At 69.6% G+C, this 22,627-nt stretch carries 22 protein-coding genes and 1 pseudogene; 9 read left to right on the plus strand and 14 right to left on the minus strand.

What is annotated here, in order from left to right:
- Window positions 1–205: 205 nt before the first annotated feature.
- From OG306_RS18765 to pdhA, 4 genes are all read right to left on the minus strand, one after another.
- The gene (locus OG306_RS18765) at window positions 206–1,054 is read right to left on the minus strand and encodes an NTP transferase domain-containing protein (RefSeq protein ID WP_266747264.1); all 849 of its coding nucleotides are present in this window, start codon (window positions 1,052–1,054) and stop codon (window positions 206–208) included.
- Between the two features lie 97 nt (window positions 1,055–1,151).
- The gene (locus OG306_RS18770) at window positions 1,152–2,681 is read right to left on the minus strand and encodes a dihydrolipoamide acetyltransferase family protein (protein WP_266747265.1); all 1,530 of its coding nucleotides are present in this window, start codon (window positions 2,679–2,681) and stop codon (window positions 1,152–1,154) included.
- Window positions 2,681–3,712, minus strand: a complete 1,032-nt coding sequence (locus tag OG306_RS18775; protein ID WP_266747266.1) for an alpha-ketoacid dehydrogenase subunit beta — start codon at window positions 3,710–3,712, stop codon at window positions 2,681–2,683. Before OG306_RS18775 ends, OG306_RS18770 begins: the two co-directional genes overlap by 1 nt.
- On the minus strand, window positions 3,709–4,872 hold the full coding sequence (gene pdhA / locus OG306_RS18780; RefSeq protein ID WP_266747267.1) for a pyruvate dehydrogenase (acetyl-transferring) E1 component subunit alpha: 1,164 nt from the start codon (window positions 4,870–4,872) through the stop codon (window positions 3,709–3,711). The genes OG306_RS18775 and pdhA overlap by 4 nt, the downstream gene beginning before the upstream one ends.
- 264 nt (window positions 4,873–5,136) lie before the next feature.
- Between pdhA and OG306_RS18785 the strand changes: the two genes are divergently transcribed.
- Window positions 5,137–5,643 (plus strand): Lrp/AsnC family transcriptional regulator, encoded by a 507-nt coding sequence (locus OG306_RS18785; protein WP_266752295.1) that lies wholly within the window; start codon window positions 5,137–5,139, stop codon window positions 5,641–5,643.
- Window positions 5,644–5,798: 155 nt separating this feature from the next.
- Here the strand turns inward: OG306_RS18785 and OG306_RS18790 are convergent, their stop codons facing one another.
- On the minus strand, window positions 5,799–6,392 hold the full coding sequence (locus tag OG306_RS18790; RefSeq protein WP_266747268.1) for a TetR/AcrR family transcriptional regulator: 594 nt from the start codon (window positions 6,390–6,392) through the stop codon (window positions 5,799–5,801).
- Window positions 6,393–6,515: 123 nt separating this feature from the next.
- Here OG306_RS18790 and paaN point away from each other — a divergent pair, with 123 nt between their 5' ends.
- Complete coding sequence (gene paaN, locus OG306_RS18795) at window positions 6,516–8,216, plus strand: phenylacetic acid degradation protein PaaN (protein ID WP_266747269.1); 1,701 nt, start codon at window positions 6,516–6,518, stop codon at window positions 8,214–8,216.
- 194 nt (window positions 8,217–8,410) lie between these two features.
- Here the strand turns inward: paaN and OG306_RS18800 are convergent, their stop codons facing one another.
- From OG306_RS18800 to OG306_RS18810, 3 genes are all read right to left on the minus strand, one after another.
- A complete protein-coding gene (locus OG306_RS18800; protein WP_266752296.1) occupies window positions 8,411–9,040 on the minus strand; it encodes a TrmH family RNA methyltransferase in 630 nt (209 codons plus the stop codon).
- A gap of 140 nt (window positions 9,041–9,180) precedes the next feature.
- Window positions 9,181–10,473: an HTTM domain-containing protein gene (locus tag OG306_RS18805; RefSeq protein WP_266747270.1), complete on the minus strand. Its 1,293-nt coding sequence runs from the start codon at window positions 10,471–10,473 to the stop codon at window positions 9,181–9,183.
- Entirely contained in the window at window positions 10,470–11,231 is a 762-nt protein-coding gene (locus tag OG306_RS18810; protein WP_266747271.1) for a DUF5819 family protein, read from the minus strand. The genes OG306_RS18805 and OG306_RS18810 overlap by 4 nt, the downstream gene beginning before the upstream one ends.
- Window positions 11,232–11,350: 119 nt before the next feature.
- Here OG306_RS18810 and paaA point away from each other — a divergent pair, with 119 nt between their 5' ends.
- From paaA to OG306_RS18840, 6 genes are all read left to right on the plus strand, one after another.
- Window positions 11,351–12,367: a 1,2-phenylacetyl-CoA epoxidase subunit PaaA gene (gene paaA, locus OG306_RS18815; protein ID WP_266747272.1), complete on the plus strand. Its 1,017-nt coding sequence runs from the start codon at window positions 11,351–11,353 to the stop codon at window positions 12,365–12,367.
- Window positions 12,364–12,654, plus strand: coding sequence for a 1,2-phenylacetyl-CoA epoxidase subunit PaaB (gene paaB, locus OG306_RS18820; RefSeq protein WP_266747273.1), 291 nt, complete (start codon window positions 12,364–12,366; stop codon window positions 12,652–12,654). The genes paaA and paaB overlap by 4 nt, the downstream gene beginning before the upstream one ends.
- Window positions 12,651–13,352: a 1,2-phenylacetyl-CoA epoxidase subunit PaaC gene (gene paaC / locus OG306_RS18825; RefSeq protein ID WP_266747274.1), complete on the plus strand. Its 702-nt coding sequence runs from the start codon at window positions 12,651–12,653 to the stop codon at window positions 13,350–13,352. Before paaB ends, paaC begins: the two co-directional genes overlap by 4 nt.
- Window positions 13,346–13,852, plus strand: coding sequence for a 1,2-phenylacetyl-CoA epoxidase subunit PaaD (gene paaD, locus OG306_RS18830; protein ID WP_266747275.1), 507 nt, complete (start codon window positions 13,346–13,348; stop codon window positions 13,850–13,852). Before paaC ends, paaD begins: the two co-directional genes overlap by 7 nt.
- On the plus strand, window positions 13,853–14,911 hold the full coding sequence (locus tag OG306_RS18835) for a 2Fe-2S iron-sulfur cluster-binding protein (RefSeq protein ID WP_266747276.1): 1,059 nt from the start codon (window positions 13,853–13,855) through the stop codon (window positions 14,909–14,911).
- 151 nt (window positions 14,912–15,062) lie between these two features.
- A complete protein-coding gene (locus OG306_RS18840) occupies window positions 15,063–16,298 on the plus strand; it encodes an acyl-CoA dehydrogenase family protein (protein WP_266747277.1) in 1,236 nt (411 codons plus the stop codon).
- A 95-nt stretch (window positions 16,299–16,393) separates the two neighbouring features.
- Here the strand turns inward: OG306_RS18840 and OG306_RS18845 are convergent, their stop codons facing one another.
- The 4 genes from OG306_RS18845 to OG306_RS18860 form a co-directional block, all read right to left on the minus strand.
- Entirely contained in the window at window positions 16,394–16,738 is a 345-nt protein-coding gene (locus tag OG306_RS18845; protein WP_266747278.1) for a rhodanese-like domain-containing protein, read from the minus strand.
- Window positions 16,739–16,784: 46 nt separating this feature from the next.
- Entirely contained in the window at window positions 16,785–17,750 is a 966-nt protein-coding gene (locus OG306_RS18850) for a hypothetical protein (protein ID WP_371665515.1), read from the minus strand.
- A 58-nt stretch (window positions 17,751–17,808) separates the two neighbouring features.
- Window positions 17,809–19,269: a DUF2252 domain-containing protein gene (locus OG306_RS18855; RefSeq protein ID WP_266747280.1), complete on the minus strand. Its 1,461-nt coding sequence runs from the start codon at window positions 19,267–19,269 to the stop codon at window positions 17,809–17,811.
- Window positions 19,270–19,431: 162 nt separating this feature from the next.
- Entirely contained in the window at window positions 19,432–20,574 is a 1,143-nt protein-coding gene (locus tag OG306_RS18860; protein WP_371665516.1) for a hypothetical protein, read from the minus strand.
- An 89-nt stretch (window positions 20,575–20,663) separates the two neighbouring features.
- On the opposite strand from OG306_RS18860, the gene OG306_RS18865 reads away from it, so the two are divergent.
- The gene (locus OG306_RS18865; protein WP_266747282.1) at window positions 20,664–21,128 is read left to right on the plus strand and encodes a MarR family winged helix-turn-helix transcriptional regulator; all 465 of its coding nucleotides are present in this window, start codon (window positions 20,664–20,666) and stop codon (window positions 21,126–21,128) included.
- Here OG306_RS18865 and OG306_RS18870 read toward each other — a convergent pair.
- Window positions 21,080–21,437, minus strand: a pseudogene (locus OG306_RS18870) (response regulator transcription factor); the annotation flags it as partial. The gene OG306_RS18865 and the pseudogene OG306_RS18870 overlap by 49 nt on opposite strands.
- A complete protein-coding gene (locus OG306_RS18875; RefSeq protein ID WP_266747283.1) occupies window positions 21,425–22,207 on the minus strand; it encodes an ATP-binding protein in 783 nt (260 codons plus the stop codon). The pseudogene OG306_RS18870 and the gene OG306_RS18875, both read right to left, overlap by 13 nt.
- Window positions 22,208–22,627: the final 420 nt, after the last annotated feature.

Consider the following 22,627-nt stretch of genomic DNA (forward strand, 5'->3'; position numbering starts at 1 on the left):
CCCTCCCCGGCAGCCCGGCCCTCCTCGGCGGCCCGCAGTTCCTCCTGGGTCGGCCACCGCTCGCCCGACGCCGGACTGTCACGCGCCGAGGCCCCGCCACCCTCGGAAGGCCCCGCGTCCACCGAGGCCCCCGCGTCCACCGGCGCAACGCCCATCGATGCGGCGTCGATCACCGGGAGCGGGTCGGACCTGTCGTTGCCGGCCGTCATGTGGTCTCGTTCTCATCCGCCCACCGGAGGGCCAGCGCGGCGGCCTTGCGGGCGGCCTCGGTCACCGCTGCCGGGCCGTCGCCGTCGCTGCTCGCCTTCGCCGCCGCGTACCCGACGAGGAACGTCGTCAGGGGCGCGGCGGGACGGGCGACGCCGTGGGCGGCGTCACGGGCGAGATCGAGCAGGACGTCGGTGTCGACGTCGAGTTCGATACCCAGTTCGTTCTTGACTGCGTTGATCCATTCATTCAGCACGGTCCCATGCTCTCTGATACGGGCCCGGGCCGACGCAATGTCCTCCCAGGTGTCGCAGTCGAAGGAGGCGAGGGGGCCTGCTTCCACCCGGGCAAGATCGAGCTCGTTCGTCAGCAACCGCAAGGGAAGCCCGGACAGAGCGCCGTGCTCGGTAGCGATCAGGGCGAGCTCGCGGCGCAGCGGTTCGCCACGGTAGACGGCGACGAGAGGCTGATCGCGACCGTCCTGGTCGGTGCACAGGGCCCCGTCCCGCCGACCATCACGAGCGGCGGCCAACAACGCCCCGACGGTGCTCTCCGCGAGGAACGGCAGATCGGCGGAGAGCACGAGAACCCATTCCGCGCCGGTACGCCGGACACCGGCGTCGAGCGCGGCCAACGGGCCGCCGCCCTGCGGTTCCTCACGCGTCCAGGTCACGGCACGCAGGGTGGGCCGACGCCCGCCCACCACCACGGTGGTCGAGGCGTCGGTGCAGGCCGCGAGCACCCGGTCGAGCAGCGCACGGCCACCGACCCGGATGCCGGGCTTGTCGGCGCCGCCGAGCCGCTTGGCGGCTCCTCCGGCAAGGACGATGGCGTCATACGCGGTCATGCTCCGAGTATGCGGGCCACGGCCCCCGCCGATCCTCCCCGGTCCGCAATCCGGCAGATCCACCGGGGAAGCAACGGGAGCCCGCAGCCGAATCCGCCTACAACGTGCGCAGGAGCACCGCCGGTTGTTCCACGCAGTCGGCCACGTAGCGCAGGAATCCGCCCGCCGTACCGCCGTCACAGACCCGGTGGTCGAAGGTCAGCGAGAGCTGGACAACCTGGCGTACGGCCAGCTCACCTTCGTGCACCCATGGCTTGGGCACGATCCGGCCGACTCCCAGCATCGCCGCCTCCGGGTGGTTGATGATCGGGGTGGAACCGTCGACCCCGAACACGCCGTAGTTGTTCAGCGTGAACGTGCCACCGGTCAGCTCTGCCGGGGTCAGCCTCCCCGCCCGGGCCGCCTCGGTCAGCCGGACGATCTCGGCCCCGATCGACTCCGCGTTCCGGGCCTGCGCATCCCGCACGACGGGGACGACGAGGCCCCGCTCGGTCTGCGCCGCGAACCCGAGATGGACCTCCGGCAGCCGCACTATCTCCCGCGCTTCCTGATCCACCGTGGCGTTGAGCTCGGGGAACCGGGCCAGCGCCGCGGTGCAGATACGCGCCAGCAGGGCGAGCACCGACACCTTGGGCCCGGCCGCCGGACCGCCGGCGCTGTTCATCGCGGATCTGGCTGCCATCAGCTCGGTGGCATCGGCGTCGACCCAGCACGTCGCATCGGGGATCTCTCGCCGACTGCGCGCCAGCTTGTCGGCGACCGCGCCCCGTACGCCGCGCAGCGGAATGCGCTCCACGGCCTGACCCGTGGCCCTCTGCGACGCCGACGGCCGTGCCGGAGGCAGCGACGTCGACACCGAAAACGGCCCTTGTCCCGGCTCGGGCACCCGTGCCGACACGGGCACCGGGACCGCGTCCGCCGAAGGGGCCGCCGCCCCCTCTGCCTGCGCCCTGATCGCGGACTCGACATCGGCACGCGTGATCAACCCGTCCGGCCCGGAGCCCACCAGCTGCCGCAGATCGAGGTCATGCTGCCGCGCCAGTTTCCGCACCAGCGGGGAGACAACGGCCACCGGCCCCTTCACCGCATCCGGAGCGGGAACAGAAGCAGATGCCGCGGGCGCAGCCGTCATGTACGCGGCAGCATGCGCCACCACCGCCTCGGGCCGGACCCGTCGACGGCGTGCCACGGGCGCACCTGTCCCGTACCCGACCAACACATTGCCGGACGACTCCACCTCACCGGCCCCGCCTCCGGCCCCATCTCCGGCCCCGGAATCGGAACCGGAACCCGCCCCGCCCGAACCGGCCCCGGGCCTCACGGCCGACACCACCGCCCCTGCCCCCGAACCCACCAATCCCGCAGCCCCCAGGCCCCCCTCGGACCCCACAGCCACCGTCAACAGCGGTGCCCCGACCGGAAGTTCCACGCCCTCCTCGCCGAACCGTGCGGTCACCACGCCCCCATAGGGGCACGGCACCTCCACCATCGCCTTGGCCGTCTCGACCTCGACGACCGGCTGGTCGATGGCGACGACATCGCCGACCTCCACCAGCCAGCGCACGATCTCCGCCTCGGTCAGCCCTTCGCCGAGGTCCGGCAGCTTGAATTCGAGTACCTGTGGCATCAGCTCTCCGCCTCCCACTGCAAGCGGGCGACTGCGTCGAGCACCCGGTCCACACCCGGCAGATGGTGCCGTTCCTGCATCGGCGGCGGATACGGAATGTCGAATCCGGTGACCCGCAGCACCGGCGCCTCCAGATGGTGGAAGCAGCGCTCGGTGACCCGGGCCGCTATCTCGCCGCCCGGGCCGCCGAAACCGGAGGACTCATGGACGATGACCGCACGCCCCGTACGCCGCACGGAGGCGGCGACAGTCTCGTCGTCGAACGGAACCAATGAGCGCAGGTCGACGACTTCGAGATCCCAGCCCTCTGCCACGGCCGCCTCCGCGGCCTCCATGCAGACCGGCAATGACGGCCCGTACGTGATCAGCGTCGCGCTGCGCCCGGTCCGGCGGACGACTGCCCGTCCGATCGGTTCCACGGCCACCGGCGCCTCGGGCGACCAGTCCGCCTTCGACCAGTAGAGCCGCTTCGGCTCCAGGAAGACCACCGGATCGTCGGAGGCGATCGAGGCCCTCAGCAGCCCGTACGCGTCCTCGACCGTGGCGGGCGTGACGACGTGGAGACCGGGCGTCGCCATGTAGTACGCCTCCGAGGAGTCGCTGTGGTGCTCGACCCCGCCGATCCCGCCGCCGTACGGCACCCGGACCGTGATCGGCAACGGCATGGCGCCGGCCGTCCGGTTCCGCATCTTGGCGACATGGCTGATGAGCTGCTCGAACGCCGGATAGGCGAAGGCGTCGAACTGCATCTCCACCACCGGCCGCAGCCCGTACATCGCCATACCGACGGCCGCGCCGAGGATGCCCGCCTCGGCCAGCGGGGTGTCCGTGCAACGGTCCTCGCCGAACTCCTTCGCCAGACCGTCGGTGATCCGGAAAACCCCACCGAGCGTGCCGACATCCTCGCCGAGGACGTGCACCGTCGGATCCTCGGCCATCGAATCGCGCAGCGCTCGCCCGAGCGCCTGCGCCATGGTTGCCGGCTTGGCCTTCGCCGTCCGCTCTCCGGCCGGCGCCGCTGCGGTGGTCATCGCCCGCCCTCCAGGTCGTTGTGGCCGTGCTGGTCCTGCTCGGCCTCCAGCTCGACACGCAAGCGGGACGCCTGCTCCCGCAGTTGAGTGGTCTGCTCCTCGTAGACATGGGTGAAGAGGTCCATCGGTTCAAGCTCCGGATCGGCGTTCATCCGCTCGCGCAGAGCTGCCGCCATCCTCTCCGCGTCCGCACGCGTGTCCTCGATCCCGTCGTCGCCGAGCAGTCCCCGTCCGGTCAGCTCCCGCTCCAGAAGCTTGATCGGATCGTGTGCACGCCACGCCTCCACTTCGCTGTCGACGCGGTAACGCGTGGCATCGTCGGCGTTCGTATGGGCTTCCATGCGGTACGTCACCGCTTCGACGAGCGTCGGCCCGGCACCGCTCCGGGCCCGTGCCACCGCCTCACCGAGAACTTGGTGCACGGCGGCCGCGTCATTGCCGTCCACCAGCCGACCCGGCATCCCGTACCCCACGGCCTTGTGTGCCAGGGACGGAGCCGCGGTCTGCTTCGCCAGCGGCACGGAGATCGCGAAACCGTTGTTCTGCACGAGGAAGACGACCGGGGCCCGCCAGACGGCCGCGAAATTCAGCGCCTCGTGGAAATCGCCCTCGCTGGTCCCGCCGTCACCGACCATGGCCAGTGCCACCACGTCGTCACCCTTGAGCCGCGCCGCGTGTGCCAGGCCCACGGCGTGCGGCAGCTGAGTGGCGAGCGGGGTGCAGAGCGGGGCAATGCGGTGTTCGCGCGGGTCGTAACCGGTGTGCCGGTCACCGCGCAGCAGCGTCAGTGCCTCGACCGGGTCGAGGCCGCGCGCCACGGCCGCCAGCGTGTCGCGGTAGCTGGGAAACAGCCAGTCCCGCTCCTCCAGCACCAGTGCGGCCGCTACCTCGCAGGCCTCCTGCCCCGTGCTCGACGGGTAGACAGCGAGCCGGCCCTGCTTGGTGAGAGCGGTGGCCTGTGCGTTGTACCGGCGTCCGCGCACCAGCTCCGCGTAGAGCCGCAGCAGCAACGCGGGGTCGGCATCGGCCACGGCGTCCGTACCGAGCACGCGATACGGCTCGGGGTCCGGGAGCAGCGGCGCGGGATCGGTGAGCGGCTTCCAGGCCGGGGGCGGCGTGGGCCGGTAAGCGGCCGCGCCGGGCAGCTCTTGGACCGTCATGACAAGCACCTCCTGGCATCGAGGGGTTTCGAGCGGCGTCTGTCGGCATCGGGGGATCGTCCGATGCCGAGGGGTGTCGAAATACATCGAAATGTCGAGCGCTGTCCGAGGCGCGGATATGCCGTGCCTCACCTACCGATTGTTCGGTCGCGAGCGCATTTTGGCTACAGGCGCCTTCAGCCTGTGGACAAACGGTTCTCCACAGCCTGGGATAGGGGCAGGTCGTCCAGGACAGGGAGGCGCGGGCACATGTCAGCTGAACAAATGGCCGACGGGGGCGAGGAACCCGGCCAGGTTCCGCCCGCGCGCCCGCTGGACGCCGTCGACCGCGACATCCTGCGGTTGCTCCAGACGGACGGCCGCGCCTCGATACGGTCGGTGGCAGACCGCGTCCATGTCTCACGCGCCAACGCGTACGCCCGGATCAACCGGCTCATCGACGACGGTGTGATCCGCGGTTTCAGCGCGCGCGTGAACCATGAGCGGGCAGGACAGGGCGCCTCCGCGTACATCACGCTCAAGATCGTCCAAAATTCCTGGCGCACCGTGCGCGAGCAGCTCCAGGCACTGCCCGGGGCCACTCACATCGCACTCGTCAGCGGCGACTTCGATGTCCTACTGCTGGTGCACACCCCGGACAACCGGTCGCTGCGCGAACTGGTCCTGACCAGGATCCAGGCCATCCCGGAGGTGCTCTCCACCCGCACACTCCTGGTGTTCGAGGAGACTGACCTGGCCACGGGCCCGGCCAGGCCCCCCGAGCTCACGTAATGGAACGAAGCGGACGGAAGACGAAGCGGGATGGAATACGGACTCCGGACCGAGACGGAACCTCCCGTTCACACCACCCGAGGCAGCGGTCACACCGAAGGCGCAGTCGCCCAGGCCTGCCCGCTCGTCAACGTTTCAGCTCAGCGGTGATCCGCTCAACGACTGGACCGCATCCCCTCGAAGGCCACCAGGACGAGCATGTCCGCCAGCCGCTCACCATCGACGCCACCGTCCGGCTGCGGCCGGTACCACTCCACCAGCGAGTTGACCATCCCGAAGAGCAGCCGCGTCACCAGCCGTATGTCCACGTCGGAGCGGAGATCGCCATCCGCGACCGCCGCTCTGAGCAGATCGGTCACCCGGTGGTCGAACTCGCGTCGCCGCTCCATGGCCCAGCGCTCGGTCTTCGTGTTGCCCCGCACGCGCAGCAGCAGCGTGACATAGGGCAGTTCGGCTATCAGCACATCGACGGTGCGACGGGTGACGTACTCGACCCGCTCGATCGCCCGCCCCTGCGTCGCCCCCGCCTCGTCGAGAATGCCGAAGAGCCCGTCCAGCGCCCGGCTCACCGCACGGCGGAGCAGCTCCTCCTTGCCCGCGACATGGTGATAGATGGACGACTTGGAGATGCCGGCGGCCCGGGAGAGATGCTCCATGGACGTGCCGTCGTAGCCGCGCTCGTTGAAAACACGGACAGCGACGGTGAGCAGAGTCTCCGGGGTGTACGTGTCCCGCTTGGCCGTGGTCATGTCCGCGATCCTCCCCTACGAGTTGTCCACAGGTTTGGCGGGCCCCCTTGTCCCGACCGATCGTTCGGTTACTCTAACTCTGTCCGCCCGTCCCTGCCCAGCTCGATGAGGAGTTGGTCCGTCATGGCCGCCGAGCTCTCCCCGCACCTGTTGTCCGAGAAGCACCGCCCCACGCTCGACCAAGCCCTCGACGCGATCCGCACGCGCGCCTACTGGTCTCCGCATCCCGAGCATCCGAAGGCATACGGCGAGGGCGGCGCCCCCGGCAGCCTGAGTGCCGCCGAGGGCAAGGCCGCGTTCGACGCCGTGCTGCACACCCGGCTCGACCTCGGCCAGCCGGGCACCGACGGCTGGACGGGCGGAGAGATCTCCCCGTACGGGCCGGAGCTCGGCGTCGAATATCCGCACGCCGACCTGGATGTCCTGCTGCCGGCGATGCGTACGGGCATGGCCGCCTGGCGTGCGGCGGGCCCCGAGACCAGGGCCCTGGTCTGTCTGGAGATCCTCGCGCGGATCAGCGCCAGGACCCATGAGTTCGGCCACGCCGTGATGCACACCAGCGGCCAGGCCTTCATGATGGCGTTCCAGGCGGGCGGCCCGCACGCGCAGGACCGCGGCCTGGAAGCCGTGGCGTACGCGTACGCGGAGCAGATCCGCACCCCGCTGAGCGCCGACTGGTCCAAGCCGCAGGGCAAACGCGACCCGCTCCAGCTGCACAAGTCGTTCACCGCGGCGCCGCGCGGCGTCTCGCTCCTGATCGGCTGCAACACGTTCCCCACGTGGAACGGCTATCCGGGCCTCTTCGCCTCCTTGGCCACCGGCAATCCCGTCCTGGTCAAGCCGCACCCGCGCGCCGTGCTTCCGCTCGCGCTCACGGTGCAGCTGGCGCGCGAGGTGCTCGTCGAGGCGGGCTTCGACGCCAACCTGATCGCTCTGGCCGCCGAACGGCCGGGCGAGGGAATCGCGAAGTCTCTCGCGATGCGCCCGGAGATCAAGATCATCGACTACACCGGATCCACCGCCTTCGGCGACTGGCTGGAGACCAACGCCCGCCAGGCCCAGGTGTACACGGAGAAGGCCGGCGTCAACAGCATCGTCCTCGATTCCACGGACAACTACCGAGGAATGCTTGCCAACCTGGCGTTCTCCCTCTCCCTGTACAGCGGTCAGATGTGCACCACTCCGCAGAATCTGCTGATCCCCCGCGCCGGCATCACGACCGACGACGGCAACAAGTCGTACGACGAAGTCGTCGACGACATCGCCGCCGCGGTGAACGGGCTGCTGGGCGACGACGCCCGGGCGAGCGCACTGCTCGGCGCCCTGGTCAACCCCGATGTGAAGGCCCGCCTGGAGGCGGCGGCGGAACTGGGTGAAGTCGCCCTGCCCTCGCGCGAGGTGGCCAATCCGGAATTCCCCGATGCCGTGGTCCGCACTCCCGTCGTCGTCAAACTGGACGGCACCAAGCCGGACGACGAGGACCACTTCTTGTCGGAGTGCTTCGGACCGGTCTCCTTCGCCGTAGCGGTCGACTCGACAGCCGACGCCGTGGAGCTGCTCCGCCGCACGATCCGCGACAAGGGCGCGATGACGGTCGGCGCGTACACCACCTCACCGGAGGTGGAGCGCGCGGTGGAGGACGTCTGCCTGGACGAGTCGGCCCAGCTCTCCCTGAACCTGACCGGCGGGGTGTACGTCAACCAGACTGCGGCGTTCTCCGACTTCCACGGCTCGGGCGGCAACCCGGCAGCGAATGCGGCCCTGTGCGACGGAGCGTTCGTAGCAAACCGCTTCCGCACAGTGGAAGTCCGCCGCCAGGCATAACCCCGCCTCGCTCTCCTGTTCTCCCGTCCCTCACGGAATCGTTCACCCCCGCCGCGGGCTTCTTTCCAGCCCTCCGGCGTTTGAGGAGCGGGGGTTCGGGGGGCGGAGTCCCGGTCGCGGAAAGGGGCCGGGAGAAGGGGCGGGCAGGGCCGGCCCGCCCCAGGCACCCACAGGCACCGCCACCCGGCCCACACCTACCCCGGAATATCCGCATACCGCTGCACCCACGCATGCATGGCAATCGCAGCCGCGGCCCCCGCGTTGATCGACCGCGTCGACCCGAACTGCGCGATGGAGCACACCATCGCCGCGTGCTTGCGGGCCTCTTCCGTCAGTCCGGGCCCCTCCTGCCCGAAGAGCAGCACACACCGCCGCGGCAACTCGGTCCGCTCCAGCGGCACCGCGCCCGGCAGGTTGTCGATCCCGATGATCGGCAGACCCTCCGCCGCCGCCCACGCGGTCAGCGACTCCGTGTCGGGGTGGTGCCGTACATGCTGGTAACGGTCGGTGACCATCGCGCCGCGCCGGTTCCAGCGCCGCCGCCCCACGATGTGGATCTCCTTGGCGAGGAAAGCGTTCGCGGTACGCACCACGGAGCCGATATTGAAGTCGTGGCCCCAGTTCTCGACCGCCACGTGGAAGTCGTGCCGCCGCAGATCAAGATCGGCGACGATCGCTTCCCGCGTCCAGTACCGGTAGGCGTCACCCACGTTGCGCCGGTCGCCGTGAGCGAGCAGCTCGGGGTCGTACCGCTCGTCCACGGGCCAGGGCAGCGGGTGCGGCCCGACGCCGATCTCCATTCCGAACCCGTCGTCGTACTGCATCGGTTCCGCGGCCGTACCAGGTTCTCCGGCCGGTACGGACGCGCCGGGCGATTCAAGCCCCGGGGACTCCTCGATCAGCGATTTGCCGCCGGTACTGCCGGTGCCACCAATGCCGCCGATGCTGCTGCCGCTCTCACTACTCACCCGACGAGCGTATGGCCCCCGTCGTCGCTGTGCTGCGGGGCCTCCTCGTCATCTGCGGCACGCCGCTGCCCCGGCACCTTGCCCATGCGCGAGAACAGCAGCTCCCGCCCGAGAGTCACGCGGCCGCCGAACCACACCAGGAAGACGGTCGGCAGGAAGACGGAGTCGGCGGCGATCATCGCCATCGAGAAAAAGGGCAGTCCGAGCAGCAACGCGATGCCGGCGTGCTCGCACATCATGGCGACGAGCAGCACATTCTTGACCCGCCGGTTGAACAGGGTGAAGGGGAAGGCGACCTGAACAATGACCGTGCCGTACGTCAGCAGCATCACCATCACACCGCTGGACGCGAGGATGTCCGACAGTCCGGGCCACGGTGTGAAGTAATCGAGTTTTAGCGGGTAGTACAGCGCCGTGCCGTCCTGCCACCGCGAACCCTGGATCTTGTACCACCCTGCCGTCGCGTAGATCACACAGACCTCGGCCGCGATCACGACGAGGGTCGCGTTGTGGGCGAGGTTGGCGATGACGTCGAGCAGGGTGCGCGCTTCGCTCTCCGGTGCGCGACGATTCACGACCCACCAGGCGCCGTGGCCGACCCAGAGGAGCCAGAAGAGCACCGGCAGCCACGAGGTACCGCCGAGACCGTCTGTCACGGTGGTCACCGTCAAAACCAGGCCGAGCACCACCCAGAGAACCGGACCGGCCACATCCCCCCGCACCGAACGCCGATGACCTTCGACGTCCGCATCCACATCTGCACCAGCCGGCGGGCCCGGAGCGCGGCCCACACGACCCGCCCGCCCCGCACGAGCAGCACGCCGGGCATCCAACGACCAGACCTGCCCGCAACGCGTCAGCACGAGATAGATCGCCATCAGGTGGATGACGTTGTCGCCACCGTCGCCCAGAAAGATGCTGCGGTTCTGCAGGGAGAGCACACCGACCATGAAGAGGACCGATGTGGCGCGGGTGTGCCAGCCGACCATGAGCAGCACGGCGGAGAGCAGAGCCACCGCGTACACGGCCTCGAACCAGACCGTGCTGTCCGACCACATGAGCGTGGTGAAGGCTCGATTGCCGGATATGAGCTGCTGCGCCATGTCCCAGCGCCATGGGGCGTCGGGGCCGTACATCTCGTGGCGGTGCGGCAGTTCGCGCAGCAGGAACAGCAGGTAGGTGGTGGAGAAACCGATCCGGATGACGGCACTCTGGTACGGGCCGAGGGCCGAGGAGGTGATGCGCTGGATGCCACGGGCGAGCTTGCGATCGAAAGTGGACGTAATCACTTGTCCGCTCCCTTGTCGCTCTCGGAGAGGTCTGCGTCGGTTACGGTCCACCACGGCAGCACCCGGTAGGACGGCTTCGTACTGATCCGTTCCTCGCTCCAGCCGGGCGCCGCGATGGACCGCACCTCGGAACGGATCTGGATGCGCTCTACGGTGCCGCCGTAGTCGTGCTCACCGAGGCGCCGCATCGCGATGCGGCGGATGTAGCGCTCGGAGAGCTCACCGCGCAGGCCGTTCGCCCGGTTCTCGTTGTCGTGGGAACCGACGTAGAAGTCCCAGCTGCGGCGCAGCTCGTTCTGATGGATGTGGCTGGGAAGAAGATTGCCGCGTATCGCCTTGCCGTCCTCAGCGGAAAGGCTTATCCAGGGGGTGGTGCGGCGGCCGCTGGCGCCGGCTGTCTCGGCGCGTACGTGAACGGCCACGTTCTGCTGGAGCGGGTTCGGAGCGAAGAGCTTCCAGTTCTGTTCGAACTCTGGATAGATCCAGTCGTCGACCGCCTGGCCGTGCTGCTTGGTCAGCGTGTTGGAGGGGGCGACATGAAGAAACACCATGGCCAGTTGGCCGCATGCGAACAGCCCGATGACGGACAGCGCGATCGCGGCAACGATCTGGTACGGAAGGGACAGGGCAGCTATGCCGCCACGGAGACCTGAACCCGGCTCCTGACCGGTGCCGGACGGCGTGTCCTCGCTCTGCCCCGGCCCTGGTCCGGCGCTCCCGTTCCCGCCTCCGACACCCCTGTCGTCGTACGAATCCATCCCGCCCCGATCCCCGTCGACCCCCGGCCAGTTATCCACAGGGTTGACACCCTACGGGCCGCCGACTCACCATTGAAGGCAATGAACCGAACGATCGGTCGGTCGGTAGGGAGTCCGGGATGACGGCAGTGACTGCGGACCAAGCGGCGCAGGCAGGAATTGGCAGGCCTGCAGGGGCCGACGATGCCCTGGAGGCGGCCTTCGACGCCGCGGTGGCGGCAGACGAGCGCATCGAGCCGCGCGACTGGATGCCGGACGCGTACCGCGCCTCGCTGGTCAGGCAAATGGCCCAGCACGCCCACTCCGAAATCATCGGCATGCAGCCGGAGGCCAACTGGATCTCGCGAGCGCCCTCACTGCGCCGCAAGGCGATCCTGATGGCCAAGGTGCAGGACGAGGCCGGGCACGGGCTCTATCTGTACAGCGCCGCGGAGACCCTCGGCACCGGCCGTGAGGAGTTGCTCGACAAGCTCCACGCGGGCCGCCAGAGATATTCATCGATCTTTAATTACCCGACGCTGACCTGGGCGGACGTCGGCGCGATCGGCTGGCTCGTGGACGGCGCCGCGATCACCAACCAGGTGCCGCTCTGCCGCTGCTCCTACGGCCCGTACGCCCGGGCGATGGTCCGCATCTGCAAGGAGGAGTCCTTCCACCAGCGCCAGGGGTACGAGCTGCTGCTCACCCTCAGCCGCGGCACCCCGGCGCAGCACGAGATGGCTCAGGACGCGGTGAACCGCTGGTGGTGGCCGTCCCTGATGATGTTCGGCCCGCCGGACGACGCATCGGCCCACTCGGCGCAGTCGATGACCTGGAAGATCAAGCGGCACTCCAACGACGAGCTGCGGCAGCGCTTCGTGGACATCTGCGTTCCCCAGGCCGCAGCGCTGGGGCTCACCCTTCCGGACCCGGATCTCCGGTGGAACGAGGAGCGTGGACATCACGACTTCGGGGAGATCGACTGGAAGGAGTTCCAGGAAGTCCTCAAGGGCAACGGCCCGTGCAACGAGCAGCGCCTCACCCAGCGCCGGCGGGCGCACGAGGAGGGCTCCTGGGTCCGGGACGCGGCACTCGCGTACGCGGAGAAGCACACAGGAGTACGGAACGCGGTACGGAACGAGGAGGCGACAGCATGAGCAGCTCGACCGATTGGCCGCTGTGGGAGGTGTTCGTGCGTTCACGCCGCGGGCTGTCCCACACCCACGCGGGGAGCCTGCACGCCCCGGACGCGGAAATGGCCCTGCGCAACGCGCGCGATCTGTACACACGCCGCTCCGAGGGCGTCTCCATATGGGTGGTCCCGTCCGCACAGGTCACGGCCTCCTCGCCGGACGAGAAGGACTCCTTCTTCGAGCCGGCCGGTGACAAGCCGTACCGGCACCCGACGTTCTACGAGATCCCGGAGGGGGTGAAGCACCTGTGACCGCGGCCCTCGCCCTGGGCGACGACGCGCTGGTGCTTTCGCACCGCCTGGGGGAGTGGGCCGGCCACGCCCCCGTACTGGAAGAGGAAGTGGCCCTGGCCAACATCGCCCTGGACCTGCTGGGACAGGCCCGGGTGCTGCTCTCCCTCGCCGGGGACGAGGACGAGCTGGCGTACCTGCGCGAGGAACGCGCATTCCGCAACGTCCAGCTGGTCGAGCAGCCGAACGGCGACTTCGCCCACACCATCGCCCGCCAGCTCTACTTCTCCGCCTACCAGCGCCCTCTGTACGAACAGCTGGCGGCCGGCGAGAGCCGGTTCGCCGGGCTGGCGGCGAAGGCGGTCAAGGAGGTCGCGTACCACCAGGACCACGCGGAGCACTGGACACTGCGGCTCGGCGACGGCACGGACGAGAGCCATGGGCGGATGCAGCGCGCGGTGGATGCCCTGTGGCGTTTCACCGGAGAGTTGTTCCAGCCCGTCGAGGGTGTGGAGATCGACTGGCAGTCGCTGCACAACGGCTGGCTGGAGACCGTCACCGCGGTGCTGGAGAAGTCCACGCTGACCGTTCCGACCGGGCCGCAGTCCGGAGCGTGGACGGCGGGCGCGGGCCGCCAGGGCATCCACACCGAACCATTCGGCCGGATGATCGCGGAGATGCAGCATCTGCATCGCAGCCACCCGGGGGCAACATGGTGACCGAGACCCTCCTGAAGGAGGAGCTGTACCGGCTCGCAGGCTCTGTGCCCGATCCCGAACTGCCCGTACTGACCCTGGACGAGCTCGGAGTGCTCAGGGGTGTGGACGTACTCGCGCCCGGCAAGGTCACCGTGCGTCTCACCCCGACCTACACCGGCTGCCCGGCGATCGAGGCCATGTGCTCCGACATCGAGCGGGTGCTGCATGACCACGGCATACCGGAGGTTTCCGTGGTCACCGTGCTCTCGCCGGCCTGGTCGACGGACGACATCAGCGCGGAAGGGCGGCGCAAGCTGGCCGAGTTCGGCATCGCACCCCCGCGCCCGCACGACGCCACGGCTCCCGCAGGCAGCCCGGTGCCGCTCACGCTCTCGGTGCGCTGCCCGCACTGCGGCTCGACCGATACGGAGCTGCTGAGCAGGTTCTCCTCCACCGCCTGCAAGGCGCTGCGCCGGTGTGTGACCTGTCGCGAACCGTTCGACCACTTCAAGGAGTTGTAGATGTTCCATCCGCTCCGGGTCCGCGCGATCGAACGGCTCACGGACGATTCGGTGGCCGTCACCCTCGCCGTACCGCCCGAGTTGCGCGAGACCTTCCGTCACCAAGCCGGTCAGCACCTCAATGTGCGCTACACCGTCGATGGCGAAGAGATCCGCCGCTCGTACTCGATCTGCTCCCCGGCCACCGCGGAACCGGCCGATCCGGTGCTGCGGGTGGGCATTCGGCTCGTCGACGGCGGCGCGTTCTCCACTTACGCGCTGAAAGAACTCGCCGTCGGTGATCTGGTCGAGGCGATGGCCCCGATGGGGCGCTTCGTACTCACGCCCCGCGCCGGACATTTCGCGGCAATCGTCGGGGGCAGCGGGATCACCCCGGTGCTGTCGATCGCGGCGACACTGCTGGCACGTGAGCCCGACGCCAGTTTCTGTCTGATCCGCAGCGACCGGACGGCGGTCTCGACGATGTTCCTGGACGAGACCGCCGACCTCAAGGACCGCTACCCGGACCGGTTTCAGCTGGTCACGGCGCTCTCCCGGGAAGAGCAGCAGGCAGGCCTTCCATCCGGCCGGCTGGACCGCGAGCGGCTCACCGAACTGCTGCCCGCGCTGCTTCCGGTGGCGGACGTGGACGGCTGGTATCTGTGCGGGCCGTTCGGACTGGTACAGGCGGCCGAAGGCGCGCTGCACGGCCTGGGCGTCGACCGGCCCCGTATCCACCAGGAGATCTTCCACGTGGACGACGGCCCGAACGCGCCGGCCCGCCCCCGGGCCGAAACGCCGGCTCACAGCAGACTCACCGCGACCCTGGACGGCCGCTCCGGCACCTGGCCGGTAGAGGACGGCGAATCACTGCTGGAGACCGTACTGCGCAGCCGCTCCGACGCTCCGTACGCCTGCAAGGGCGGCGTGTGCGGAACCTGCCGGGCGTTCCTGGTCTCGGGCGAAGTGCGAATGGACCGCAACTTCGCGCTGGAACCCGAAGAGACGGGCGCGGGCTATGTGCTGGCGTGCCAGTCGCATCCGGCCACTCCAGAAGTGGAACTGGACTTCGACCGCTGACCGCCGACCGGCCACCACCGGCCACACCCCATGTCACCCGCCTCCACATCTCCTCCCGGCCTCCTCCTGTTCCCTTCTCATAGAACCTGTTCTATCTTGACGCTCCGTCAGGTCCGGTTACAGGAGCAGCGGTTCGCGGGAGGCCAGGGCAGTGGACTTCACCTTCACCGAGGAACAGCAGGCAGCCACAGAGGCGGCGAGGGCGGTCCTCTCGGGCGTAGCGCCCGACGGGGTTCCCAGCCCGGCTCTCGTGCCGGGCGCGGTGGCCGAGGACATCGACCGGACCCTGTGGGCCAGGCTCGCCACAGGCGACCTGCTGGGCCTGACGCTGTCGCCGGAGCACGGCGGGGCGGGGCTCGATCTCGTCGCGCTCTGTTTGGTGCTGCGCGAGTCCGCCAAGGTGCTTGCGCGGGTGCCGTTGCTGGAGACGTGCACGGTCGCGATGGCGCTCCAGCGCTATGGCGACCCGGGGCTGGCTGCCGAGTTGCTTCCCCTCGTCGGCCGCGGCGAGTTGGTCCTCACCGTCGGGGCCAATGGCCGCTCCGGCCACGACCCGGCCGAGCTCGCCGTCACTGCGCACCGCGACGTCCCCACGCGGAGCGACCGGCCCGGTGAGGTATCCGGCAAGGGGCCTGACGAGGCTCCCGACGAAATTCTTGGCGCTGCGACCGGCGATGCCTCTGGTGGCGCCGCGGGCTGGGTACTCGACGGGGTGCAGTCAGGGGTGCCCTGGGCGCAGGCCGCGGACTGGATCGCGGTTCCCGCCCACACGGGGGATGGCCGGGCCGTTCTCGCCCTGATCCGGCCCGCCGACGAAGGCGTCACCCTGGCAGAACAGGTCTCCACCAGCGGTGAGCTGTTCGCCGAGGTCCGGCTGGATTCGGTAAGGATCAACAGCCGCTCGTTGATCGACACCGCCGGGGCCTGGGAGTGGCTGCGCGCCCTGCTCACCACCGGGACGTGCGCGCTCGCGCTCGGCCTGGGCGAGGCAGTGCTCGCCATGACGAGCGAATACACCGGCAAACGCGAGCAGTTCGGCTTTCCGGTCGCGACCTTCCAGTCCGTCGCCGTGCAGGCCGCGGACCGTTACATCGACCTGCGGGCCATGGAAGTAACGCTCTGGCAAGCAGCCTGGCGGATCTCCACCGGGGCCGACAGCGCGCTGCCCCCCGAGGGCGACATCGCCGTGGCGAAGATCTGGGCATCGGACGGTGTCCGTCGGGTCGTGCAGACGGCACAGCATCTGCACGGCGGCTTCGGCGCCGACACCGACTACCCGCTGCACCGCTTCCACGCCTGGGCGAAGCAGATCGAGCTCTCCCTCGGCCCGGCTGCGGCGCACGAGGAGTCACTGGGTGACCTCCTGGCCGCACACCTCCTCGGCTGACCCCCGACCCGACCCTCAGCCGACGCCGCCCGAGCCGCCGAGCAGTCGCGCGGCCCGAAGGACCCAGCAGCCGGGCAACCGAGCTGCCACCCGGCTCAGAGCACGAAAGCCGGGGTGCCGTTGTCGGTGACCATCGACCGCCCGGCACCGTCCCAGGCAAGCATCCCGCCGTCGATGTTCACCGCGTCGATGCCCTGCTGCACCAGGTACTGGGTGACCTGGGCGGACCGGCCACCGACCCGGCACATCACGTGCACGCGCTGACCGCTCTCAGCAGCCTCGGTCAGCTCACCGAAGCGACCCACAAAGTCACTCATCGGGATGTGCAGAGCGCCTTCGACGTGCCCGGCCGCCCATTCGTCGTCCTCGCGGACATCCAGCACAAAGCCGCCCGACGGAACCGCCGCGACATCCACCGAGGGCAGCGGGACGAAATTCATGGGTCATGCCTTCTCTCGTACGTACGCTCCAGAGTCACCAGGAACGCTACTGCACCAGACCCGCCAGCTCCGCCTCACGCTGAGCGACCTCGCCCAGCAGCTGATCGGCGATCTCGTCGAGCAGCCGGTCCGGATCGTCGGGCGCCATCCGCAGCATGGCTCCGATCGCGCTCTCCTCAAGCTCCTGAGCGAGCACCGTCAGCAGTTCCTTGCGCTGGGTCAGCCAGTTCAGCCGGGCGTAGAGCTCCTCGCTCTCGCTGAGCTCCGTCTCCGGCGTCACCGGCCCCGCCGCCCACTCCTGCGCCAGTTCGATCAGCAGCGCCTCGTCACCACGCCCGTAAGCGGCGTTGACGCGGGTGATGAACTCGTCCCTGCGTGCCCGCTCCGTCTCGTCCTGCGCCAGGTCCGGGTGGGCCTTGCGCGCCAGCTCGCGGTAGAGCTTGCGCGCCTCCTCGGTCGGCCGGACCCGCTTGGGAGGCCGGACCGGCTGCTCGGTCAGCATCGCCGCCGCCTCGGGGGACAGCCCGTCGGAGTCGATCCAGTCGTGGAACAGCTCGTCGACACCCGGCATCGGCATCACGATCGCCCGGGCCTCCTGAGCCTTGCGGAGGTCTTCGGGATCACCGGTCCTGGCAGCCCGGGCCTCCGCGATCTGCGCGTCGAGCTCATCGAGGCGGGCGTACATCGGCCCAAGCTTCTGGTGGTGGAGCCGGGAGAAGTTCTCGACCTCGACCCGGAAGGTCTCCACCGCGATCTCGAACTCGATCAATGCCTGCTCCGCCGCCCGTACCGCCTTGGCGAGCCGAGCCTCGGGCCGAGCCCCCTCCGTATGCCCGCCGACAGCGCCGCCGGTCCCATCAGCAGCACCGGCGCCCTCACCAGCACCGACACCGGCTGACCGGCCGTCCGGCGCATCCGGCGCATCCGGCGCATGCTGATCGTGCTGCCGGTCGTTGTCCTGCCGGTCATCGTCGTTCCGGGTGGTCGGCACCCCGGCGGCTTCGTGGGTCACTCGTCCAGCGTATGGCCACCTCCGACACCCCGATGACGCGCGGTCGGCTCAATGCCCCTCACACGCCAGGTTCGGCGGCTATTCGCCCCGCCCCGATGGCCCGTACCAGCTCCGTGTGGTCCGCCTCCGTCCGGTCCGCGTACGTCACCGCGAACGCCGCCACCGCCTCGTCCAGCTCTTCGTTCTTGCCGCAGTAACCCGCGATCAGTCGCGGATCGGCGCTGTGCGCATGGGCCCGCGCCAGCAGCGCACCGGTCATCCGGCCGTAATCGTCGACCTGGTCGGCTGCCAGGGCCGCCGGGTCCACGCTGCCCTTGCGGTTCCGGAACTGCCGCACCTGGAAGGGGCGCCCCTCCACGGTGGCCCACCCCAGCAGGATGTCGCTGACGACCTGCATCCGCTTCTGTCCGAGCACCACTCGGCGCCCCTCGTGCGCCACCCCCGGCACGTCGAACCCGGCAGCCGGCAGATACGGCGACAGTACGGAGGGCCGCGCCTCCTTCACCTGCAGCACCAAGGACTCGCCACGGTGATCGAGCAGGAGCACCACGTACGACCGGGTGCCGACGCTCCCCGTGCCGACCACCCGGAACGCCACGTCGTGGATCGCGTACCTGGCGAGGAGCGGCACCCGGTCCTCCGAGATCGTGCCCAGATAATCGCCGAGCCCCGCCGCCACCGCCGCGGCCTCGTCGTCCGGTACCCGCCGCAGCACCGGCGGCGCGTCGATGAAGCGACGTCCGCCGCCCCCGGAACCCTCGGTGGACTTGGCCGCGAAACGGGCGCTGGTGTTGTTACGGGCCTTTTCCGATACCCGCTCCAGGGTGCCGAGCAGATCCCGCGCATCGGTGTGCGAAACCAATTCCTCGTCTGCGATGGCGTTCCAGGCGTCGAGCGCGGGCATCTTGGCCAGCAGCCGCATCGTCCGCCGGTAGGCGCCCACCGTGTCGTATGCACCCTGGTGGCAGGTGTCCTCGTCCGCCCCGGCCTCCCGCCCGGCGAGCACCAGCGATGTGGCGAGGCGCTTGAGGTCCCATTCCCAGGGACCGAACATGGTCTCGTCGAAATCGTTCAGATCGATGACCAGGCTGCCACGTGCATCGCCGTACAGCCCGAAATTGGCCGCGTGCGCATCGCCGCAGAGCTGAGCGCCCACCCCGCTGACGGGCGTGCCCGCCAGGTCATGGGCCATCAGCCCGGCCGAGCCTCGCAGAAAGGCGAACGGTGTGGCCGCCATCCGCCCCACCCGGATCGGGGTGAGCCCGGGCACCCGGCCGCGGTTTGACTCCTCGACCGCCTGCACGGCATCGGGCCGCCGGGCCGGAAGGTCCAGAGAGGAGTGAGAGGCCCTGGACACTCTCTCCCGCAAAGCCTTGCCCACCCTCCTGGGCGACTGCGGCGCGCTCCCGCCCACCGCGGCCACCCCATCCTCCCGGCGAGCGAATCCGGGCACGACCGGAATACGCGGATTCCCTTGTACAGCCCGCTGAACCGGCACTGTCGCTTCGATTTTGCCCATGGCGCGCGGCCTCCCCCACCCTCGCCCTGCGCTCCTGGCCCGACGCCCTGTCGCAGATCAATTGCGACGAAGGTACCGCCGTCCGCCAAAAGCCGTCTGCCCCTGTGGAGAACTCACGTTCCGGCCTGTGGACAACACCCCATGGGCAACGCTCTGCCCTGGTCAGACGCCGACGGCCTCTTCCAGCTCCTCTTCCAACTCCCCTTCCAGCTCTTCCTCGTCGTCCACCTCGGTCCGGGCTTCGGCCCTGACGTGTCGCCCCCGTCCCTGTGCGGCCCCGGCCTCGACCGTTCCCCCGGCCGCCCCTGCCGGAGCAGCCTCCACCGCGACCTTCCGCCTCCTCGCCTCGACCAGCCCTGCCGCACCCATCACTGCCAGACCCACCACGAGCACCAGCACATTCCGGCCGAGCGCATGTCCGCCGAAGTACACATGGCTGCGTACGCCCTCGACGAAGCCCGCACCGTTCCAGAAGGAGTGCAGCGCACCGAAGAAGCCGGGCTGCAGCTCCGGCCGGAAGATGCCGCCGGAGCTGGTGAAGTTGAGCATCACGAAGAGCACCATCACGCCGAGCGTCGTCCACCGCTTGAGGAAGGTGTGCAGCCCGACGCCGATCAGCAGAATGCCCGCCGAGTAGAGCCAGGCCATCGCCCAGAGACCGCCGAGCCCGTGGTCCACGAGACCGAACAGCGGACCGGCGAAGACCGCTCCGATCAGGCTCACCACGAGGGACGCGGCAGCCGTCAGCGCGGCCCTGATCCGCAGCGGAAGCACCGCGCCCGCGCCGCCGATCACCGCGACCGAGGCGTAGGAACCGATGCTCACCGCAACCAGCAGGAAGAAGATGCCCTGGCCGGTCGGATCGCCGTCCGCGGTCGGTGCCGTGTCCGTCACCTTCAGCGGATGACCGTGCTCGGCGGCGACCTTGGTGAAGATCTTCTCGACCACCGTGGCGCTGGTGTCGGACGCCGCGCGGGCCACCAGCAGCTCGGGGTGCTTCCCCGGCAGGTAGGCACCGTAACTGGCCTGTGTCTTCAGGTGATTCACCGCCGCTGCGCGATCGGGGACCGTGTGCACACTCAGCGCCCCGTCGCCCTTGTCCTGCAGCGTCTGCGCGAGCACCTGCGCGCTCGGCCCCGACCCGACCACGTCCACCCTCAGCTCGTGCGGCTCAGGGGCGTGAAACGCCCCGAGGTAGGCGAGCCCCATGCCGATGCACATCAGCAGCGGCGTGACGAGATGGCTCAGCACATGACGCAGAGCGGCTGCGGTGGAGCCGGCGGCGGCACTCGGGCCTGAGGACATGCGGACACTCCAATAGTTGGCTTTTACAACTCCTAACCCGTTGTACTATACAACTGAATCCCCAGGGAGACGAGACGGAAGGCGAACCAGTGCCAGGCGACCCCGTAGAACGCGAAGAATCGCTGAATGTCATCCAGCGCGAACTGACCGCCTTCGCGCGTCGCGCGCGGGCCGCGGCAGCCCGCCTCCATCCGGAACTGCCCCTGGTCTCGTACACGCTGCTGGCGCACATCGACGACCAGCACGGCTGCCGGGCAACGGATCTTGCCGCGCACTACATGCTGGACAAATCGACGGTCAGCCGGCAGGTCGGCACTCTGGAAAAGCTGGGCCTGGTCGAGCGCCACCCGGACCCGGACGACCATCGCATCCAGGTACTGCACCCCACCGAGGCAGGAACCCGGGCACTCGCCTCGACGCAGGCCAGCCGCCAAGCCGCGTACCAGCAGCGTCTCGCCGAATGGACAACGGACGACCTCGCCAGGTTCGCGGAGTACCTACTGCGCTACAACTCGGCAGGCGACGCCGGCGCAACCACCCCGCAGAACACCTGACCTGCACCCGCAGCCTGCACCCGGTTCTCGCAAACCCAGCTTCGCCAGGATCCGGCTCACATACGTCTTCACCGTCGCCTCGCTCATGTGCAACCGCCTGCCCGCGTCCGCGTTGGAGAGCCCCTCCCCGAGCAGCGCCAGCACCTCGCGTTCCCGCCCGCTGAGCGCCGCCACCCGCTGTCGCGCGTCCTCGCCCCGCACCGCCGTCCGGCCCAGGGTCAGCTGATCCACCACGTGCCGGGTGACACCGGGTGAGAGATGGGCATCCCCGGCCGCCGCTGCTCGCACCGCCTGGATCAGTTCGGCCGGAGGCCGAAGCCGCCGGCCGGCGGCACAGCACCAGGGCTCCGGCTCCTGCCCCGCAGCCCAGCGCGACCGCCGCCTCTGCTTCTTCTGCTTCCGCTCATCGCCAACTCCCGCTCGGAAACCGTCCGGTCCATGACCGGACCACCGTTCCCCAGCGGGGCCATCCGGGACTGCTGCCGGAAGTCGTCCTCCGCATCGGCCAACGGCGTGCCCGCCGCACCGCCGGGCACGCCCTCGGCGCCATAGGGAAGCACCCCGGCCACCCGGAAGCCGCCGTCCTGGGTCCGGCCGGCGTACACCATGCCGCCGACCAGCCGGGCCCGCTCACGCAGACCGGGCAGCCCCTGCCCACCGCTCACCACCTCACCCGCAGGCTGCGCATGCCACTGTGGAACATTGACGATCTCGACGACGAAGGAATCCGGCTCGTAGCGCAGCTCGACCGTGATCGCCCCACCCGGCGCATGCTTGTACGCATTGATAAGTGCTTCCTGGACGACGTGGTACGCCGCATGGTCCGCGGCCGCGGCCAGTGCCCGGATCCTTCCCGTACGGCGAAGCTCCACGGCGCTTCCGGCAGCCCGCGCCGCCGCCGTCAACTCCTCGATGCCGGCGGTACCCCGCGCCGTCGGCTGTCCGCCCTCACCGCCCCGCGCCGGTACCTCGACACCGTCCCGGAGGATGCCGACGACCTCACGCACTATCAGCAGCAGCGTGAATCCGCCGGACAGCCCGGCCAGGGCGGCCGTCATCACCAGCACGGTCACCGGCATCCGGCGCCTCATCAAGGACAGCACCACTACGGCGGCCGACAGCGTCCACAACCGCGGCTCTCCGCTGCGCAGCAGTTCTTCCGTCCCGGCCCGCCAGCAGCCCGAGCACCACGGCCGGCACGGCCTCTCCGGCCGTTCTGCGCCGGGACCACAGCTCCGGCGCCGCACACCACTGCCGGCCGCCCGGAGCTTCGATATCGGGTACACGCCCCGCACCCTGGGCAGCCCCGCACACCCGCGACGCCTCACTTTCGTCGCACCCGCTCACGACGAAAGCAGCCACACCCCGGTCGCAGCCCATCGGCCACGGAGACAGCGAGCACGCCATACGCGACGGGCATGGCCGGCGACCGACATAACAGGCACGCCGAGCGCCCTCGAGCACCAGCAAGAACCGACGTGCACCCGTGGGAGCCGACG

The sequence above is a fragment of the Streptomyces sp. NBC_01241 genome, assembly GCF_041435435.1.
Classification (GTDB): Bacteria; Actinomycetota; Actinomycetes; order Streptomycetales; family Streptomycetaceae; genus Streptomyces.

Coding starts and splice junctions, on each gene's coding strand:
- pdhA (WP_266747267.1), bottom strand. CDS start 4,872: ATGACGGTCCAAGAGCTGCCCGGCGCGGCCGCTTACCGGCCCACGCCG.
- OG306_RS18775 (WP_266747266.1), bottom strand. CDS start 3,712: ATGACCACCGCAGCGGCGCCGGCCGGAGAGCGGACGGCGAAGGCCAAG.
- OG306_RS18845 (WP_266747278.1), bottom strand. CDS start 16,738: ATGAATTTCGTCCCGCTGCCCTCGGTGGATGTCGCGGCGGTTCCGTCG.
- paaA (WP_266747272.1), top strand. CDS start 11,351: ATGACGGCAGTGACTGCGGACCAAGCGGCGCAGGCAGGAATTGGCAGG.
- paaD (WP_266747275.1), top strand. CDS start 13,346: ATGGTGACCGAGACCCTCCTGAAGGAGGAGCTGTACCGGCTCGCAGGC.
- OG306_RS18800 (WP_266752296.1), bottom strand. CDS start 9,040: ATGCAGTACGACGACGGGTTCGGAATGGAGATCGGCGTCGGGCCGCAC.
- OG306_RS18785 (WP_266752295.1), top strand. CDS start 5,137: ATGGCCGACGGGGGCGAGGAACCCGGCCAGGTTCCGCCCGCGCGCCCG.
- OG306_RS18790 (WP_266747268.1), bottom strand. CDS start 6,392: ATGACCACGGCCAAGCGGGACACGTACACCCCGGAGACTCTGCTCACC.
- OG306_RS18765 (WP_266747264.1), bottom strand. CDS start 1,054: ATGACCGCGTATGACGCCATCGTCCTTGCCGGAGGAGCCGCCAAGCGG.
- OG306_RS18860 (WP_371665516.1), bottom strand. CDS start 20,574: ATGTCCTCAGGCCCGAGTGCCGCCGCCGGCTCCACCGCAGCCGCTCTG.
- OG306_RS18875 (WP_266747283.1), bottom strand. CDS start 22,207: ATGCCGGTGACCGTGCTGGTGATGACGGCCGCCCTGGCCGGGCTGTCC.
- OG306_RS18835 (WP_266747276.1), top strand. CDS start 13,853: ATGTTCCATCCGCTCCGGGTCCGCGCGATCGAACGGCTCACGGACGAT.
- paaB (WP_266747273.1), top strand. CDS start 12,364: ATGAGCAGCTCGACCGATTGGCCGCTGTGGGAGGTGTTCGTGCGTTCA.
- paaN (WP_266747269.1), top strand. CDS start 6,516: ATGGCCGCCGAGCTCTCCCCGCACCTGTTGTCCGAGAAGCACCGCCCC.
- OG306_RS18770 (WP_266747265.1), bottom strand. CDS start 2,681: ATGCCACAGGTACTCGAATTCAAGCTGCCGGACCTCGGCGAAGGGCTG.
- OG306_RS18810 (WP_266747271.1), bottom strand. CDS start 11,231: ATGGATTCGTACGACGACAGGGGTGTCGGAGGCGGGAACGGGAGCGCC.
- OG306_RS18855 (WP_266747280.1), bottom strand. CDS start 19,269: ATGGGCAAAATCGAAGCGACAGTGCCGGTTCAGCGGGCTGTACAAGGG.